Genomic DNA, 17,415 nt, shown 5'->3' on the forward strand with positions numbered 1-17,415 from the left:
GCGGCACGGGCAAATCGTTCCAGTCCAAACGCCTGTTGGGCAGCGCGGTACAGGCAGGCATTGGGGTGGATGTGTTCGATGTGCATGACGAACTGGACGGCATCCCCGGCGCTAACGCCTGCCGTTACTCACAAGCCACCGGCTACGGTTACAACCCTTTGGAGTTGGGCACTGACCCGCACACGGGTGGGGTCAACCGCCAAACCGAATACCTGCTGGGATTGGTGCGTGAAGCCTCCCCACAACTGGGCATCAAACAGGAGATGGTCTTGCGCAACCTGCTGTTGGACACTTACGCGATGGCAGGCATTTACCCTGACAACCCGCAGACATGGCAGCGGCATAGCATCACCGAAGCCCAACGCAGGCAATTCACCGATGCCCGCAATTACCAAGCTCTCAAGCAGTATTACCCGACGCTGGATGACTTGAAAAACTACGGGCGGCGCAAGCTCACCGCCCTCACCATCGGTGGTGACAACAAGTGCATCAGCGCACTGGAGCAGCTTGCCCGCCATTACAAACGCCTGAATGCCCTGCAAGGCAAGTACGCCAAGGCCAGCAGTGATGATGAGTTGGATAAATTGGGCAAGCAGCTCAACACCAGCAAGGACAACTGCACCAGCAGCTATGCCGCCTTCATCGGAGCCATGCAGACCGGGCGGGAACTGGAGGACATGCTCAAGTATGATTCGGCAGATACCTTGGCATCCGTGCTGCAACGGCTGGAACTGCTCAATTCTGCCGGGATATTCCGCGCCAACCCACCACCGTTTGGTGACACCCATGCACGGGTACACCAGCTCAGGTCACTCACCGATGAACAGCAAATCTTGTTTGTAAAACTCCGCCTGCGTGCCATCTTTGAACGCCACAAGCAAGCTGGGCCAACCCGCAGCGGCACGGAAGTGCGCCACATTATCTTTCTGGACGAGGCACATAAGTTTTTTAGCAAGGATGGCAGCGACATCATCAACGTGATAGCACGGGAAGCCCGCAAGTTCGGCATTGGCCTGTGGTGCGCCAGCCAAAGCCCGAATGACTTCCCGGAAAGTTTCCTCACCAATGTCGGTGCAACCCTGATCTTGGGGCTGCACCCCTCCCATTGGCAAACGGCAACCACCAAACTGCGGCTGGGCAAGGACACCCTCAAATACATCCGGGCAAAGCAAGTGGTGGCTGTGCAGCTACGGCGCGAAGGGATGGCGGAACCGCCGTTTGGGAATGTCATCGTTGGGTGAGGCTACAGCCGTGAATTCAGCAAAGATAAAGCCCCTCATGTGTTCTCACTGATTGAAATTTACACACAAAGAGGAGTAAGCTGCCAACTCCCCAACGGATAACCAAAATGCGGGGCTGTTTCACTTCACGCTGACACTCACATTCGGGAGACGCGGCATCCCCCTGTCCGCGTCCCCCCTTTTCAGGCTTCCCCCACGATAGGAACACCGCCAAATATCCACAGGTACGCATGTTCCCTATAAAGCAAGTTGCCAATAGGAGAGCTTGCTCCCACTGGCAGGCTAACAAATACAACACAGCCTAATTTGACACGTTATTGTCACGCCAGAACATACGCGGCAGGATATTGCCAATATTCACGCTTCCAGCCACACCCGCCCCTGAGGCATTGTCATTACCCATCAGTGGCAAGCTCATCTTACCCACGCGGATTTCGACATACTGCTTATCGCAACTGTCCTTGTTGGCGCTGGTACACGCTGTGCCATCGGCAAGGCTAGGGGCGCGGAAGATAATCTGGGCAGCGTCCAGAATCTCATTCACACCCGCAATCACCGAACGTTCATTGCCACTTACCCGGTCGAGGTCAGCAACGGCTTGCCCGTTAAACAAATCCAGCACATACGCGCGGGCGCTGTTTGGTGGTGATTCGCAAGGGTCAGTCGATTCACCGGCATCCGCTGAGAAAGTAGTGAACACGACCTTATTGAGGAACGTCACCGCCGGAGCCAGCACTTTTTCACCTGTGTTCGGCAAGCTGTAATACCAACCATTGAGCGAGGTATCGGTCAGTATCAATCTGTCGTTACTCGTACCCGTCGTCCCCAGCTTTGAGGTATTGTCCGTACCATCGCCGTTGACGATGCTGACCAGCTTGGCGTCTTCCGTAATCGGGAAAATGCCGCTATCCGGTGCATCAAACGGGTTACGGTCGACTAGCATGTAAAAACGGTCTGCCCCTTGGTGCAACGGACGGGTACGGTAGCCACTGCCAATCGACAAGGTTAAGACCGCCTTACCACCGCTTTGCAGCAGCGCCACATCTGGCTCGTAGAAGAACATACGCTTGTTCAAACCGGAACCGCCCAGATTAGCAAACTCACTCAAACTCGCCTTGGTGTAGTTGTAAAGGGTCGTATCGGGTGAAACCGTGCCATCTTTCGTGTCTATATCCATATCCACCCGCCAAATATGACCGCCGGTATCGGCGAAATACAAGCGATCCAGAGCACCGTTCCTGTCCATATCCAGCACACGGATGTCACCCGGAATGCTGTCGAGCAATTTGGCGGCTGCCCCTGAAACATTGTCACGCAGTGACCAAATCAAAGCGCCAGTTTTGGCATTGACAATGTAAACATTGCGGCCTTTGCTATCCGCCGGACGGGTGTAAGCCGGAGACTGGGTATTGACATTATTTTTGACAGGATCGTAACCACCACCAAAGACCAAGACATCAATCAGGTCACTGGCATGGGTGGCGGCATCTTCCGGGCTATCATGGGCAACACGCATTTTTGCCATTGCCGGTTTTGACCACGTATAACCTAATTCACTGAAACCCGTTGTACTTGGATCAATGTGCCAGACAATTTTTGGCGTGTTCACGTCGGTAATGTCGATCATGTAGTATTCCTTACCGCCTTGGCGCAAACCAAAATACAGGTAAGTTTTGTAACTGTCGGCACTGTTAATCACACCGTCAGTGTTGCTGTCATACTGGAATTTCCACACGCTCACCGCGCCGTCAATACCCGAGATGTGTTTCTTGGGAATGCTGTTGTTGTAGAACGTGCTGATATTTCCCAGTAAGTTTTTCGGCATAAATGCCCATTTCTCAACCCCGGTACTGCTGTCAATCGCGTGCAGGAAACCTTCATTGGTACTGACGAACACCGTTGGGGTTGCCCCGGTATTGACCACGACGGGCTTACCGTTGAGCATATCCCCCATGCGGTTACGGGGTTGCCCATCTGCACCCACACCCCGTATATAGCTCAACCAATTGTTCCGGTCGGTGGTGGTTACGCTCGTACCCAATACTGGGCAGGTTGTTACGGAAGCAATGTTGACACAATTGACATTGGTGGTGGGATTACCAAGAACGATATGATTATTGCCTGAGCAGTCCTTGTACCAGCCTGCGCAACTGATCCCATCCTCAACACCGTTGTAAAAGTCCAGCAACGTATGCTGGGTGGTATAGGTTTGCCCCGCCACTAACATGGTGTTAGTCAGGCTGGTATTCGTGGTATCCAACTTATTGGTGGCACTGGTCAGGTCAGCCGTTGCACTGACATCGGTATACAGCTTGCGGCTAGCCGGAGCGGGCAGCTTGTTTGCTGCACCGCCCAAAGTGACATCCTTGCCATCCGGCGTGGTGCTGGCGCTCCATAAATCTTTGGCGGTATCCAAAAACTCACCTTTCGCATTAAGGGCAGGCGTACCATCAGCATTCACGATTTGACCGCTGCTATCGCGCTTAAACTTTTTCAAATTACCCGGCCAACGCGGCAGGTTGTTACGGTCAAACACCGGGATATACACATACTCGTTATGCGCCAGCAAGGTATTGGTATCAACCTGATAACTGGGTGAACTGAAGGATGAGGCAGACGCTGTTACCTTATTAATGATGCTGTTGAATGCATCCAACAAGGAAGCGGTATCGGTTGCCTCAAAGAAACCACCGACTGCCAATGTCCGCCAATAACTCAGGGGGTTCAGGAAGGAAGACAATACTTGCTGTTCCTGTTTATTAAAACCTTCCACCGCTAATGGTGTGGACATTAACTTTTTAAGCTCGCCATCTGGTTTATTTTGGGCTAACGCCTGCTTGGGCTGTACCGCTTTCGGCACTACTTGGGCAGCAGGTGCGCCGGATAATTGCAGCTTGGAGGAAGTCCCCGCTTTTACCTGTTTGAGGATGTCCTCAAACGCTAACTTTAAACTTTTTTCATCATTTGCCGCCAAAGCGCCATCCGATACGCTCGCCAATGCCTTAAGGTAATTTGTTGCATTGACATCACTCAAACCAAAACCGATAGTGAAGGTCTGGACAAACTGATCACCATCAACCGCAGTAGACTGGTCGTGGGTCGACAAATATTTGGTGAGTTCAGGCCCACAAGTCCCACTGTTGTAACCGTTCGGGCCATCCGTACACGTCCCCGCTATCATGTCTTTGACCTTATCCATAGAGGGGGGGAAAAAGGCCGTGCTATCTGGCGTGTCCCAAGTTGCGGGATACTCAGGCTTCCCATCCGACATCAGGACAAGATAATTGGATTGGCATTCATATTGGATAGGGGAAATATACGTAGCTGTTCCTTCAACAGCCCCGTCGCAGGTATATTGTTGGCATACTTGTACCGTACCGGGGTGAGGCGTATCCAAGCACCCGTAATTCTCACAAGTATTACTGGAACAATAACCACCCGTCGCATTGCCCGATTCGTCTACACCCGTCGATACCCAACAGCACCCATTATTGTTGATTACGCCCCAATTACAGACATCACGGGTTTCCGAATGGCAACTGTCCGGTACAACTGTTGCCCAGCATTCACCCCAATCTTGGACGCAATCGGTCGGCGTACTACAACCCGCATTGGGGTTCCACGTCAAAGTTCCCGTGTAGGTGGAAGGGTGGGCAGCACGGACATGATCTGCTGTCAAACGTCCCCAATCCGCATCTTCCCCCCGGTAATAGCGGCTAGCCTCATACAAAGCATCGACAATGGGGGTATAACCTTGCGCCGACCAGTTATTGCCAACATCTTGCAGGAATGACCGTACCGGCTGATTAGCAGAAGGGTTCGGCAGGTTATCTAAACCCGGATCAATTCTGGATTGGATTATATCCCAAGCACTGCCATTACCATCCTTATCCAAATCGACTGGCTTTACTGGAAAACTGACCCCACTGGCTGCATCCTCACCATGCCCGCCATAACGCATCAAACCAATATTGAGGTTACTCGGCACAGCAGACATTACCGATGTAAATACATTCTGTAACACCTTCATCCGGGTTTCAGTGCCAATTTTGTTATATTCCATGCTGCCAGAGTTATCCAGCAAAAACAGGATGTTAGGATTCGCTGACATATTTTGCGCGTAGTAAAGGTCGGTTTCATCCGCCATCAACACTGAGGCAAACCAGAGCGGGGCCAGCAACAGTAGCCAGCGCAAAGTACGGGATATATTTTTCATAATTGTTTTCCGTCTTTTTAGTTGGGGGAATCACCAACACACCGCCGACGCATTGTTGCTGCTGCCGTTGGCTAACTTGGTTCCCTAATGACCTGCCAATTATAGCTGCTATATCCCCAAAAAACACAAGCAGACGATGGCCTGACAGCAGTTCATTGGGGGGGGGTAAACACATAATTCGGAGGAAATTGGACGTTTTTGGAACGGCCTAAGTGCTTTTGCCCAAAAGGCCGACATCACGTCACACACATCGGTGACATTTATGAAAATTCCCCCACCATCTGACAAGTGGAAAAATAAGGGGGAAGCGTGAAACCCCTAATGCCCTGCCTCCCCCCAACCAAGGACTCTTGCGAAGATGCCTTCATTGTCATGGTTGCTTGGCAATGTGCAGGATACCCAGAAATGAACAAAAATCAATCTAATTGTAACTGTATCATCAAATTTCCGTCACCATCGACCTGTTCCAAAGCTGGGCAGGCTTTGGGGATCGCAGGGATGCATGTATGAGTGGGAAACCAGAACGCTGGCCTAAAATGGTGCTGATTGCAGGTCTGGTCATTTTTGATTGCAGGCCGCCGCATAAACTGCAACCTATGCGTCAACTTTTGGCCTTTTCCCCCGGAATTCCTTACGGCAAGAGCCTAGAATGTAAAGCAATAATTTGATAAGGGAGCGCCCGCAAGTGAGGATAGGGTTTAATGTCACTCAAGGAGTCCATCTGATGAAAACGAAAATTTGGGGTTTGGTTGCTATTGCCGTACTGATACCCACACTTGGCTTTTATCCATGCATGGCCGGTGAGGGGGACGATGACAGCGCGGCGGGTTCACTGGTTGACACCGCACAAAGCAGTGGTGATGCTGCCGGTATGGTCAGCGAGGGAAACGACGAAGGGGCACGGGCACAGGCGGGTTCTGGGTTTGACGGCAACGAAGCAGCAGACCCACCACCTCTTGTGGATTTACGCCACTGTGACCCACATTGTACGGTTGACCCCAACGACCTCAAGAAAGATGACCCACCTGCTCCGTCCTTAAAGCCATCTTACGTGCCACCACTCCCACCTTCTGAATAGGGTGGATATTCCATTTATGGGAGATGGTTAGGGTGGTTTTAGTGTTGAAGCCTAGGTGAGGAACTGGGTTAGGGAAAATGCGTTTTCTGGGTAATGACGCGCCATTCGGTCGGCATGATCGCCCGTCTACAGGTTGGAGGTCTGAGGACACAGACTAAGGAGTCGAAACTCCAGTTTACCGTGTGTAATTTCGGGTAGGGTATAATGAAGTGGGGCAGACCCTTACCTCCCCCCATCATAGAGGGGAGGTAAATGTGGCAGCTATACTTCTGGTCAGGGCATTGTTGCCCTACGTTTGATTGTTTTCAAAGTATCGAGTTTTTGCTTGCTCAAGCCCTTGAAACCTTGGGCTTCACGGTTCAACAACGCTTGGCCCATAACGGTAGGCAAACGACTTGATGCCAAAGCCTTCTGGGCATTATCCGCTTTGCTGGCTGTGACAATAGAGGTTTGCAAGGTTGTACTGCTGACGCTGACAGAAGGTGCTGCCATTGCGCTGCTGGCGGCAGTTTGGGTCAACGGGGTAAACACGCCACTGTAATAACTATTGGCAACCACCGTGTTATAAGCCGTCAAGCCAGTATTGCCCACGTTGGTTAGTGCCCAACTAAGTTCCTTGTTGGTATTGAACCATACCACTGCACGGATCGCAGGGTATTCGTTCATGATGCGGGTGTACATGTCCTGTACCCAAACTTCCTTGCTTTGGTTTGCGTCACTGTCGTTGCCGTCTTGCCCATAGGTAGGGTTTGGCACATCAGACGGTTCGGCGGTTGCCACTTCCGCAAGCATGATGGGTTTTGTCGGGTAGTTTGTCACCAACGTGGTATAAGGCACACTGAATGTTTCCGCAAAGCCTTTCCACTGGCTGAAACTGTAGTTGCTGCCCCAGTTGTAGCCATCCAGCGCCGTCCAGTCGACTAGGCTGTCACCGGGATAATAGAGGGTAATGTTGTTGTAACTGTCAACACTGGCATTGTTGGCGCACCACACCCATTGCACGCCAGTGACACCCGCAACAGCGAAGCGGTTGCGCAGGTACGCCCATGCTGTTTTCAGCCCATTAGGGTCATTGCCCCACGGATACCAGTTGCCGTTGAACTCATGCGCAAAACGGATCAGCACGGTTGGACGACTGCTGGAGGGGTAGGTGGCCTGCCAAGCCTTAAGCCCGCTGATCCAAGTGTCAATATAGGTATTCCACTGCCCGTTGCTGATTTCACCCAGCAGGTTAGCATCTGGACGGGTGGGGATGCTTGGCATCCAAGTAATCATGGGTACAGCATTGCGCGACACAATGTTGGTGGCTTGCACCGACAGGTTGCTCCAGCCCTGCTCGAAATTGGAGAACAGGTTAATCACCGCCAATGGTTTGGTCATGAGTGAATTCACGGAGTCGATGATGCCGGTATTCCAGCCGTCAGAATCCACATATGCGCCAACCATAGCGCCCGCACTGGGTATCTTTGTAAACTGGGCAGCCACGCTCTTGGCTGCGCCCATACTGACCGTGCAGGTTCCCGTGCCGCTGCACGCACCGCCCCAGCCGCTGAAGGTGGAGCCACTGGCAGGGCTTGCCGTCAGGATGACGTTGCTGTTTGCCGTAAAATTAGCAACACAAATGCTGCCACAATTGATCCCCGCCGGACTGCTGGCGACAGTGCCGGAGCCATCCCCTGACTTACTGACCGACAGGGCGTAGGTTTTCAGGGCAAAGGTTGCCCTAACAGACTTAGCGGCGGTCATAGAAACCAAACAGGTGGTTGATGTGCCGCTACATACGCCGCCCCAGCCGCTAAAGGTGGAACCGCTAGCAGCGCTTGCCGTCAGGGTGACGGAGGTATTTGCGGCGAAATTGGCAGCGCAGGTGCTGCCGCAATTGATCCCCGTCGGGCTACTGCTGATAATACCAGAACCTATGCCCGACTTGCTGACCGACAGTTTGTAGTTTTTTGTTGCACCCATGACGGCAGCACATGAGAAAATCATTATGAATACAATGAGCTTGGCGATACGCTTCATTTTGTCCCCCCCGCATTTTGTTGGACACTGGTAGCATAATAGTTTAATTTGCCAATGTCATTACCGATATAAAACAAATATATCGACATTAATTAAAAAATTGATCTGCGTCCACATTTACAGACTGGTGGGAAAAAGCTTTATCTCCCCTCAAACCTTCTTCGGATGGGCGAAAGCTGTCCGGTAAAATATTTCCCCAGACAGCTTTTTCCTTTAGCGTAAGTTTTACAGCCATCTGTACTGTGGAACACCAACCGCATTTTATGTAGATAGCCCTACTGAAGTCGTATTTTTAGGCCGCAACGGGCAAAAGCACCTAATACCGTAAAGTGCCCTAAACCACCAAGCCCTGCAATGGCAGGAACAGCTTCATACCATCCAGCGGCGATTCCACAAAGCCGTGGTGCAGGTAGAATTGCTTGGCTTGGTCAGACATGGCATGTACCAGTAAGGCACGCACCCCGACCTGTTGCGCGACTTGCAAGGAACGTAACAGGGCATCTTTAAGCAATCCCCCTCCCAAGCCCTGCCCCTGATAGCGTATGTCAGCCACCAACCGGCCTAAGATAAAGGGTCTGGCATATTACGACGGACTTTGCCGGGTGCAGTATCCAGCATGGCGCTACCTGTTGCCAACGCATAGTAGCCAACCACTGCGCAAGGGAAAGCGGGCAGGCGCATGGATAGGCTGTTTAGAAAACAAGCCGCGTGGGCTTGACTCCGCACAATTAGTTAGCTTAGGCTAACTATCACTTTTTAAGCAGTAGCCACACCGGGGTAATCCATGCTGACATCACTTGCTTCCAGTGCATCCCCCTTACCACTAGGAAAGTTGTTAAGCCTGCGTGGTCGGGCAGCCATTGTCACCGAAGCAGACGGCGGCATGGGCACGGCTATTGCCCAACGGCTGGCAGAAGCAGGGGCAGACATGCTGCTGTGCGGCCTGAACCTGTGTACCTTGGAAAAAACCTGTGAGGACTTACAGCACTGTTTTGGTATTGATGCCCAACCGTTAGCCTTGGATTTGTCTGATCCTGATGCTGCTTATGGGCTAATCCGCAGTGCCACCAAACACTTTTTACACACCGACATTCTGGTAAACAATGCGGGTATTTTCCCTGCCAACCCGACACGCGGGCGTCTTGATACCGCGTGGGATCGGGCGGTGAACACTAACTTGCACACTGCTTATGAAGCTTCCCGCGAGCTTGCCAAATGCCTTCAAGCCCAAGGAAAACCGGGCGTCATCCTGAATATCCTGTCAATTGCCAGCGTCACATCGGCGGGTAATCCGGGTGATTACCTTGCCACTAAACATATCCTTGCCAGCGTCACCAAGAATATGGCGGAGGAACTGGGGCCGTTGGGCATCCGCTGCCTTGCACTCGCCCCTGTCCGAATCCTCAAACCCGCCGTTGCCCTCACACCGGATGTCGCGGCAATGATGGCAACAAACCCGCACACGCGGCAAGCATTTGAGGACTACATCGCTGCCACACTGCTGGGGAAGACAGCACAGGACGACGAAGTGGCAACCATCGCCTTGTTCGCAGTCAGCGAAATGGCACGTTTTATTTCAGGGGCAATCATCCCCGTGGATGGCACGGATTACTTGGTTCACTAAAAACCCGCGTGCTCATATTTTTTCAGGGTCAATACAAAGCCCCGCCAATGTGCCAGAACCTGTTTCTGCTGACCATAACGCATCGCAAACCTTGCCCAGCAAGGCATGAAGTTGGCGTAATTCCTCTGCTGTCAGTACCTTGCCCACGGCATCGGCAGTCTGCTGGTAAGCATTGAGGTCTTCTTTTTGCACATCAAAGGCTTTTTCCGTGGGCAACAGATGGCTAGTACGGGCGTCACTGGGGTTGGCTTGGCGTTGTACATACCCTTGCTTTTCGAGTTTGCTGACCATGGCGCTGGCAGAGGCTTTGGTAAGGCCCAACAAGTTTGCCAAATCAGTCAGGCGTATACCTTGCGGGCTACTGCTGATCAGGGCGTACAAGTATTCCATTTCCGTGTTCGTCAGGTTGACATTGCCGCTTTCACAAGCATAACGCCGCCATTGCAGCCACATATACCAATCAATTTGTTTCAAGCACTCACTGAGTTGCATGGGATTTGCTCCGTATTATTGGTTAGTTTAGGCTAACCATAATGCTTTAGGCAATAGCTGGCTATCACAGCACCAAGGCAACCGCTTGAACATTGGGTTGTAAAACGCGCATGGATGGGGTTTGGCCTGACAGGACTTAAATTTGGTTTGCAATGAATGTGGCAGGGTATCTTTCTAATCCATGTAGTGGTTTTGTCAGGCATCCCTATCCCACATGGTGGCAACTAATTGGTCACACTGAAAAGCCACACAGTCTGTACAAGTGTCCGCCAGCACCCGATTCCAAGGTAGATTGTTTGCCATCCATTTGGATTTGAATAACTCTTAGCCAAACAGGAAATTAAAACTGACAAACCAACTTATTCAGCATACATTCAGTCTGCAACCGAAGTAATGAATAAAAAAACAGGAAAGGAAGCATCCCCCCAATAGCTTCCATATAGGCTTTGTGTTGTGGGGAAGCGCAGGCAACTTTTTTGACCACATTTCACCCCTATGTTGCCTGCTGGTACGCCGGGGCCAAGCCCTCCCCGGCGACCAATTTACCAAGAACGTATAGAAACCACACAGCCACCACCATTACGATGCAACCAACCATGATTGATGAACCCTATTCCAGCCGTGAGCAAAAATTGCTGGCCTGCCTTCGTGAAGCGCAGGCAGCGGCTGCGGTCGGCAATGTTGACGGCGTTTTGAGGATGCAGGCCGATGCCTATAACGTACTGTCGGGGATCGTCGGCAACCAGACCCAACAAGTGCTCAAGCCACGGCAGAACCGCTACGGTGTGGGCATGGATTGTGTGGATGCTGCCAAATAATAGGGCATCGCTTCAAAGGGGGCTGGCAACAGCCGGGGATAAGCTGCCAAGCCCTGCATAATATTCTGGAACAGCAAGCCAAATATCCCCTCCCCCACCACATCCAAGCTCAGATGCCCATCCACCAACAGGCTGCTCATGCCGTGCATGGTTGACCAGACAATGCCTGCTGCCCCTTATCACCCACCTGCACCAACCCGGCATCTTGGCATTCCTGTAACATCAGCAACAATTCCTCAAATGAGCTGGCGCGGGACTGTGCCAGTTCCGGGGGTTTGTTTACCCCCATCAGCGGCTCACGGAACAGCAGCCGGTAATAGTCTGGGTTGCCAACAGCAAACGTGAAATAGGCGATGACCATTTGCCGGAAACGTTCTTGTGGGGGCAATTGCGCTTGCAGGCGGATGTCACGCAGCATGAGTTTGAAACGCCCACAAGCCCGTTCCGCCACTGCACACAGCAGCAGGTTTTTGCTGGCAAAATGCCTGTAAGGGGCAGAGCGTGTCACCCCTAAGCGTACCCCTAACTCTTGCAAGGTGATGCTGTCCAACTGGCACCCTGCCAACATCTTTTCCGTTTCTTGGATCAGCGCCTCACGCAAGTTAGGGTGGTGGTAAGTGTCTTTTTTCTCAGCCATAAAGGAAAGCCCATTATCCATCTTTATAAAGTTTGACAATGGTCAACATTAATACGTAGCATTAATGTAACTATCATTAACATTGTTGGCAGTGAGTGATAACAGCACTGGCAATTACCGATGATTCTACATGAATAAGATTAATGCGAGGGAATTTCAACTATGAAGCGTAAAACGTGGTTTTATGCCTTGCCGCTGGTATTGGCGGTACAAGGTGCATTGGCAGGGACAAACCTTATCGCCGATGGTGGTTTTGAATCAGGGAGCCTGTTGTGGTCTGGCGCGGGTGGTTCGGTGTTGGCACTGAATTCCGCTGCTGCCTTTAGTGGGCAGAACGGCTTACAACTGCTGTCCGCCAACACCTATTGCGCCAACGGGGCGCTCTATACATTGAATGCTACCGCATTCCAGCCGGGGAAACTGTACGAGTTTGGGGCACGTACCCGCCTTGGCAGCGGCGCGTCAGCCGACTTACGCATGGGGCTTATCAAGAACGGTGCAGCCCCTGTCTATCTGGATGGTTACAATGCCACCAGCAAGGCTTACCCCGACCACTGGACACGCCTGTTCGGTGCCTACATTGCCAATTTTGCCCCAACTGACAGCCTCAAGTTGTGCATCAGCGGCGGGGCGAACATCCCCACTTACCTTGATGAGGCGTTTGTGCGCCCATTGACCACTGCTGAAGTCGGCTATCAGCCCCCCGCAACGCTGGACTATGAAAACCTAGTGCAGGCGGACGGCAACCGGCTGGTGGTGGGAGCCGCCAAAACCCCGTTCAATGGGCGGGGCATCAACGTGGAAGCCTACAACTATGGCAACGACATACCAGGGACTGAAAATGCCATCGACAATTTTGGATGGAAGAATTACGACGAAAGCTCCTTCCAAGAAATTGCCGGGTTGGGCTTCAACACCGTGCGCCTGATGATGTCCTTCGTGGTGTTTGAGGACAATGCCAACCCCGGCGTGTACAAGGATGAAGGTTGGGCATGGCTTGACCGTAACATCCAGTGGGCGAAAAAGCATAACCTGCGCCTGTTGCTGGACATGCATGAGCCGCCCGGCGGGGGGCAACTCCCTAACCAACTGGGGCTGACCACGGCTACCAAGGCGCGGCTGGAAAACCTGTGGGCTGCCATTGCCCAACGTTACCGCAACGAAACCACCGTCCTTGGCTATGACCTGCTCAATGAACCCTACACCTCGGACTGGTTTGCGTATGCGCCAACGCTGATCAGCAAAATCCGGGCGGTTGACCCCAACCATCTGATTTATATCCAACCCTCCTACAACCCCACTGACCAAGGCGTGGCAGGGAAAACGTATCCGTTGCCGTTCAACAACATGGTATACGATGTCCATTTTTACGACACTTTTGCCAGTTCCGACACCGGCACGACCCCTTATGCGGGTAGCGTGGCGGCCTTCAAATCAGAACTGGCCAATGAGTTTGATGCCTTTTATGACGCCAGCACCGATTCCTTCCCCTACCCGCTCAACAGTGGCGAATACGGCGTTGTCCATGCCAAATACGCTGGGGAAAAGAACTTGGGGGCTGAACAGTGGATGGTAGACCTGTCGGCGGCAATGGACTATTACGGGATCAACCGCCACATGTTCGCCTACCACGAAACCCGTTTCGGCCTCTACAGCGGCTGGCAGACCTATCCGGGGGAAAGCACCACCGTCAACGTGCCAATGAAGGCGATGGTACAGGCGCTCAACAATGTGCCAGTGACACCGGGGACAGACAGTCTCCCAGATGCACCCAACTTTGCACCGCAAACGGCGGTGCTGCGCTCCACTGCCGTGGAATCAGCGCCAGTCACCATCAGCGGGGTTGATAAGCAAATCCCTATCAACGTTTATAGCGGCACTTACAGTATCAACGGCGGGGCTTATGTCAGCACCGCAGGGACAGTGAAAAGTGGCGATGTGGTGAAGGTGAAGCACACCTCCTCCGCCAGCTATGCCACCAAGGTATCGACCAAGGTGATCATCGGCGGTGCGGTGGGTTACTTCACCAGCACCACACAGGACATTACCCCAAATACGTTCAGCTTTGCCACTAAAACGGGGGTGTTGACCGCTAAGCCTGTGGATTCTGCACCCATCACAGTTACTGGCATTGATGCGGCTACCGACATCAGCATCAGTGCGGGGAGCCTGTACAGCATCAATGGTACGGCTTTCACCAGTACTGCCGGAACCAAAACCGTGAAGAAAGGTGATACGGTGGTGGTGCGCCATACTTCCTCTGCCAGCTATTCCGCCAGCGTGACCACCACACTGACCATTGGCGGGGTCAAAGGCACGTTCAAGAGCACCACCGCTGCCAAGGACACCACCCCGGTTGCATTCAGCTTTACCGCGCTGGCGGGTGTTGCGCCTTCAACAGTGGTTGAATCCAACACTATCACGGTCAGCGGGATCAATGCGGCGGCGGCGATCAGTGTTACCGGCACGGGTGCGGCCTACAGCATCAACGGTGGGGCATACACCAGCGCTGCGGGGACGGTCAACGTCAACAATACGGTGAAGGTACGCCACACTTCATCCAGCAAGGCTGGCACGGCTGTAACGGCGACACTGAACATTGGCGGGGTCAAAGGTGCGTTCAAAAGCACGACCCGTTAACAACGTTATGGTTAATGGCGCTGAAGGGGAAAGGGACATTAACTGTTAAGTGACAGTTCTGTCCTGCCTAAAAAAGGCGTTGCCTGCTTGCAGTGCAACGCCTTTTCGCTTATGTGTGTTTCAGCGCAAGGCTAGGGGTTGCCCTTGAGTACCTTTACATTTCTGCCAGTTGGGGATGTGGCTTTTCCCGCACCCATTTATCAATGTGGCTTTGCAAGGTCGCAGGGGTGACAGGCTTGGTCAGGTAATCATCCATACCGGCAGCATAACACTTATCATCATCACCTTTCATGGCATGGGCAGTCAGCGCGATAATGGGCAATTCCTTAAATTTTCCACTACCCAGCTTGCGGATTTCACGGGTAGCTGTATACCCATCCATGACTGGCATTTGGCAGTCCATCAGCACGAGGCTGTAATCCTGTTCCTGTACCATGCGCAGTGCCTCTTTGCCGTTGGTGGCGCAGTCAGTTTGCCCGTAACCCAAGCGTTTCAGCATGGTGAGCGCCACTTTTTGGTTTACCAAATGGTCTTCAACCAGCAGGATACGCAGGTTCTGGGGGATAGGCGTTGGCGCGTTGGCGGCCGCAGGGAGAGTTGGGGCAACAGGTGCTGGGGGTGCTGGCTTAATGGGGGCTGGTGCAGCAGGTTCGTGTCCTGCCGCTGGTGTGGTTTGTACTTCAGCGGTAAACCAGAAGCGGGAACCGATGCCGGGTACGCTATCAACCCCAATTTCGCCGCCCAACAGGTGTGCCAGTTGTTTGCTGATGGCTAACCCCAACCCCGTGCCACCGTATTGGCGGGTGCTGGAACCATCCAGTTGGGAAAATGCGCCGAACAGTTTGGGCAGGTCTTTGGCATCAATCCCACAGCCAGTATCTTGCACCTCAAAACGTAACAGCAAGGATTGCCCTTTGCTTCCTGCGGCTTGGATATTCAGCAATACACGCCCTTTTTCAGTGAACTTAATGGCGTTACCCAAAAGGTTAAGCAGGATTTGGCGTAAGCGTACCGAGTCGCTGACAAGGTTGGTAGGAACCGAGTAGTCAATGGAAAACCCCAATTCCAAACCCTTGTTATGGGCAGACTCCGCCAGTAGGTCAATGATACCCTGCACCATTTCCAACAGGTTGAAATTACCTTTATAGATGTTAAACCTGCCTGCCTCAATGCGTGACAGGTCGAGGATGTCATTGATGATGCGCAACAAGGTTTCACCGCTTTGCCGCACAGTTCGTGCCAAGTCACGTTGCTCCTGATCCAGTGGGGTGTCCAGCAACAGTTGGCTCATGCCGATGATGCCATTCATGGGGGTGCGGATTTCGTGGCTCATGTTGGCAAGGAATTCGGACTTAAGGCGTGTTGCTTCCAGTGCCGCATCACGTGCTTTGGTTAGTGCTTCTTTAGTTTGTAGGCGTTGGGTAATGTCACGGGCAATGCTGGTGAAAATGACATTATCGCCCACCCGCGCTTCATTGATAGTCATTTCGATAGGAATGGGCTGCCCATTCTTGTGCCGCACCTGCAATTGGCGGGGCTTGCCAAGGATGTTGGCTTTGCCGCTGCTTAGGTAACGCTGGAGGTAGCCTGCGTGGGGGCTGGCCTGTTCGGCATACATCAGCAATGTGACATTTTGCCCCTGTAACTCTGATTGGGTATAGCCAAATACATCCAATACGGCGGGGTTGGTTTCGATGATCGTCCCACTGCTGTCAGTGACGACAAGCGCATCGGCGATGGAGTCGACAATCGTGCGGGTTTTTTCTTGGTTGGTGCGTAAGTGGGCGGCCAGTGTTTCCCGCTCCTCAATGCCCAGTGCCAATTTATTGTTGGCTTTGCGGGTTGCTTCGGTGGCCGCCTGTGCTTCGCCAAGTGAGCAGTGCAGGCTGCGTAGGGCTTCTGCCAGTATGCCTAGCCCCACCAGCCCTAAGGTCAATTGCAGGATGAAGGATTCTGCCAAGTTTTTAGTGGCTGCACTTTCAGTCTCGCCGATGTCACGGCTGATGGAGGTCACACCAACCAACTCACCAATTTTCCAGTCAGTCTTGGGTGTGCCGGAATAGGATTGGTGGCAACCGATACAGCTTGCTTCCATACGGTTGGGCAGTGCGTAACGCAGCACTTTCTGACCACCATTGCCTTTCTCAAAACGCCAGATGGCTTTCTCTGGATGCTTGGTGAGTTCCTGCAATGCCCATTGTTCAAAGTTATCGTGTGCGCCACCCTCCTTGTTCCACGGGAAAGGGTGTTCGCTGTATACCCGCATCTGGTAACGGGTTTCAGTATCTTGTGCCAATAACGTGCCCAGTTGGGTCATGAGTGTCGGCGGGGTGGGGATAGTGCCGGGTTTGTTTTGTTCATGTGTCACCACCATCCCGTGGGCTTGCGCTTGGGGGATAATGTTTTCTACATAAAAGCTGCGGAAACGCTCAATGGAGCGGGCAAATAGGCTGGTTTCCCGCAATGCCTGTTCTTCATTGAGCTTAGCGCTTTGTTGGAGGCTGTACCAGAATACCGCAGCCGACCCGATAATCAGCAAGGCTGCCAGGATAAACAGGATGTAGCGGGTGAAAAAGCTATAGCCAACAGCGACATAGTTGGTGTGTTGCTTGGCGGACATGGCACTAACCTTTGTTATCTTATTAAG

The 17,415-nt window shown here is 52.6% G+C and carries 12 protein-coding genes; 5 read left to right on the forward strand and 7 right to left on the reverse strand.

What is annotated here, in order from left to right; all coding sequences use genetic code 11:
• Positions 1 to 1,241: DUF853 family protein (locus tag PHE17_RS18555; RefSeq protein WP_301017406.1), on the forward strand; the 1,241-nt coding region annotated here is incomplete at its 5' end.
• A gap of 301 nt (positions 1,242 to 1,542) precedes the next feature.
• Here the strand turns inward: PHE17_RS18555 and PHE17_RS18560 are convergent.
• On the reverse strand, positions 1,543 to 5,457 hold the full coding sequence (locus PHE17_RS18560; protein WP_301017407.1) for a PilC/PilY family type IV pilus protein: 3,915 nt from the start codon (positions 5,455 to 5,457) through the stop codon (positions 1,543 to 1,545).
• 724 nt (positions 5,458 to 6,181) lie between these two features.
• Between PHE17_RS18560 and PHE17_RS18565 the strand changes: the two genes are divergently transcribed.
• Positions 6,182 to 6,535 (forward strand): hypothetical protein, encoded by a 354-nt coding sequence (locus PHE17_RS18565; protein WP_301017408.1) that lies wholly within the window; start codon positions 6,182 to 6,184, stop codon positions 6,533 to 6,535.
• Between the two features lie 273 nt (positions 6,536 to 6,808).
• On the opposite strand, the gene PHE17_RS18570 is transcribed toward PHE17_RS18565, so the two are convergent.
• Together PHE17_RS18570 and PHE17_RS18575 are read right to left on the reverse strand one after the other, a co-directional pair.
• Complete coding sequence (locus PHE17_RS18570; RefSeq protein WP_301017409.1) at positions 6,809 to 8,557, reverse strand: glycosyl hydrolase; 1,749 nt, start codon at positions 8,555 to 8,557, stop codon at positions 6,809 to 6,811.
• 334 nt (positions 8,558 to 8,891) lie between these two features.
• Positions 8,892 to 9,110 (reverse strand): GNAT family N-acetyltransferase, encoded by a 219-nt coding sequence (locus PHE17_RS18575; protein WP_301017410.1) that lies wholly within the window; start codon positions 9,108 to 9,110, stop codon positions 8,892 to 8,894.
• Between the two features lie 231 nt (positions 9,111 to 9,341).
• Between PHE17_RS18575 and PHE17_RS18580 the strand changes: the two genes are divergently transcribed.
• Positions 9,342 to 10,181, forward strand: a complete 840-nt coding sequence (locus PHE17_RS18580) for an SDR family oxidoreductase (protein ID WP_301017411.1) — start codon at positions 9,342 to 9,344, stop codon at positions 10,179 to 10,181.
• Positions 10,182 to 10,193: 12 nt separating this feature from the next.
• Here PHE17_RS18580 and PHE17_RS18585 read toward each other — a convergent pair whose 3' ends face one another.
• The gene (locus PHE17_RS18585; RefSeq protein ID WP_301017412.1) at positions 10,194 to 10,673 is read right to left on the reverse strand and encodes a MarR family winged helix-turn-helix transcriptional regulator; all 480 of its coding nucleotides are present in this window, start codon (positions 10,671 to 10,673) and stop codon (positions 10,194 to 10,196) included.
• Positions 10,674 to 11,269: 596 nt separating this feature from the next.
• Here PHE17_RS18585 and PHE17_RS18590 point away from each other — a divergent pair.
• Complete coding sequence (locus PHE17_RS18590) at positions 11,270 to 11,491, forward strand: hypothetical protein (RefSeq protein WP_301017413.1); 222 nt, start codon at positions 11,270 to 11,272, stop codon at positions 11,489 to 11,491.
• On the opposite strand, the gene PHE17_RS18595 is transcribed toward PHE17_RS18590, so the two are convergent.
• Together PHE17_RS18595 and PHE17_RS18600 are read right to left on the reverse strand one after the other, a co-directional pair.
• Entirely contained in the window at positions 11,452 to 11,631 is a 180-nt protein-coding gene (locus tag PHE17_RS18595) for a hypothetical protein (RefSeq protein WP_301017414.1), read from the reverse strand. The genes PHE17_RS18590 and PHE17_RS18595 overlap by 40 nt on opposite strands.
• Positions 11,628 to 12,128 (reverse strand): TetR/AcrR family transcriptional regulator, encoded by a 501-nt coding sequence (locus PHE17_RS18600; RefSeq protein WP_301017415.1) that lies wholly within the window; start codon positions 12,126 to 12,128, stop codon positions 11,628 to 11,630. The genes PHE17_RS18595 and PHE17_RS18600 overlap by 4 nt, the downstream gene beginning before the upstream one ends.
• A 162-nt stretch (positions 12,129 to 12,290) precedes the next feature.
• Between PHE17_RS18600 and PHE17_RS18605 the strand changes: the two genes are divergently transcribed.
• Positions 12,291 to 14,768, forward strand: a complete 2,478-nt coding sequence (locus PHE17_RS18605) for a cellulase family glycosylhydrolase (protein ID WP_301017416.1) — start codon at positions 12,291 to 12,293, stop codon at positions 14,766 to 14,768.
• Positions 14,769 to 14,922: 154 nt separating this feature from the next.
• On the opposite strand, the gene PHE17_RS18610 is transcribed toward PHE17_RS18605, so the two are convergent.
• The gene (locus tag PHE17_RS18610) at positions 14,923 to 17,388 is read right to left on the reverse strand and encodes an ATP-binding protein (RefSeq protein ID WP_301017417.1); all 2,466 of its coding nucleotides are present in this window, start codon (positions 17,386 to 17,388) and stop codon (positions 14,923 to 14,925) included.
• Between the last annotated feature and the right edge of the window lie 27 nt (positions 17,389 to 17,415).

This window comes from Thiothrix sp., assembly GCF_028714775.1.
GTDB lineage: Bacteria > Pseudomonadota > Gammaproteobacteria > Thiotrichales > Thiotrichaceae > Thiothrix.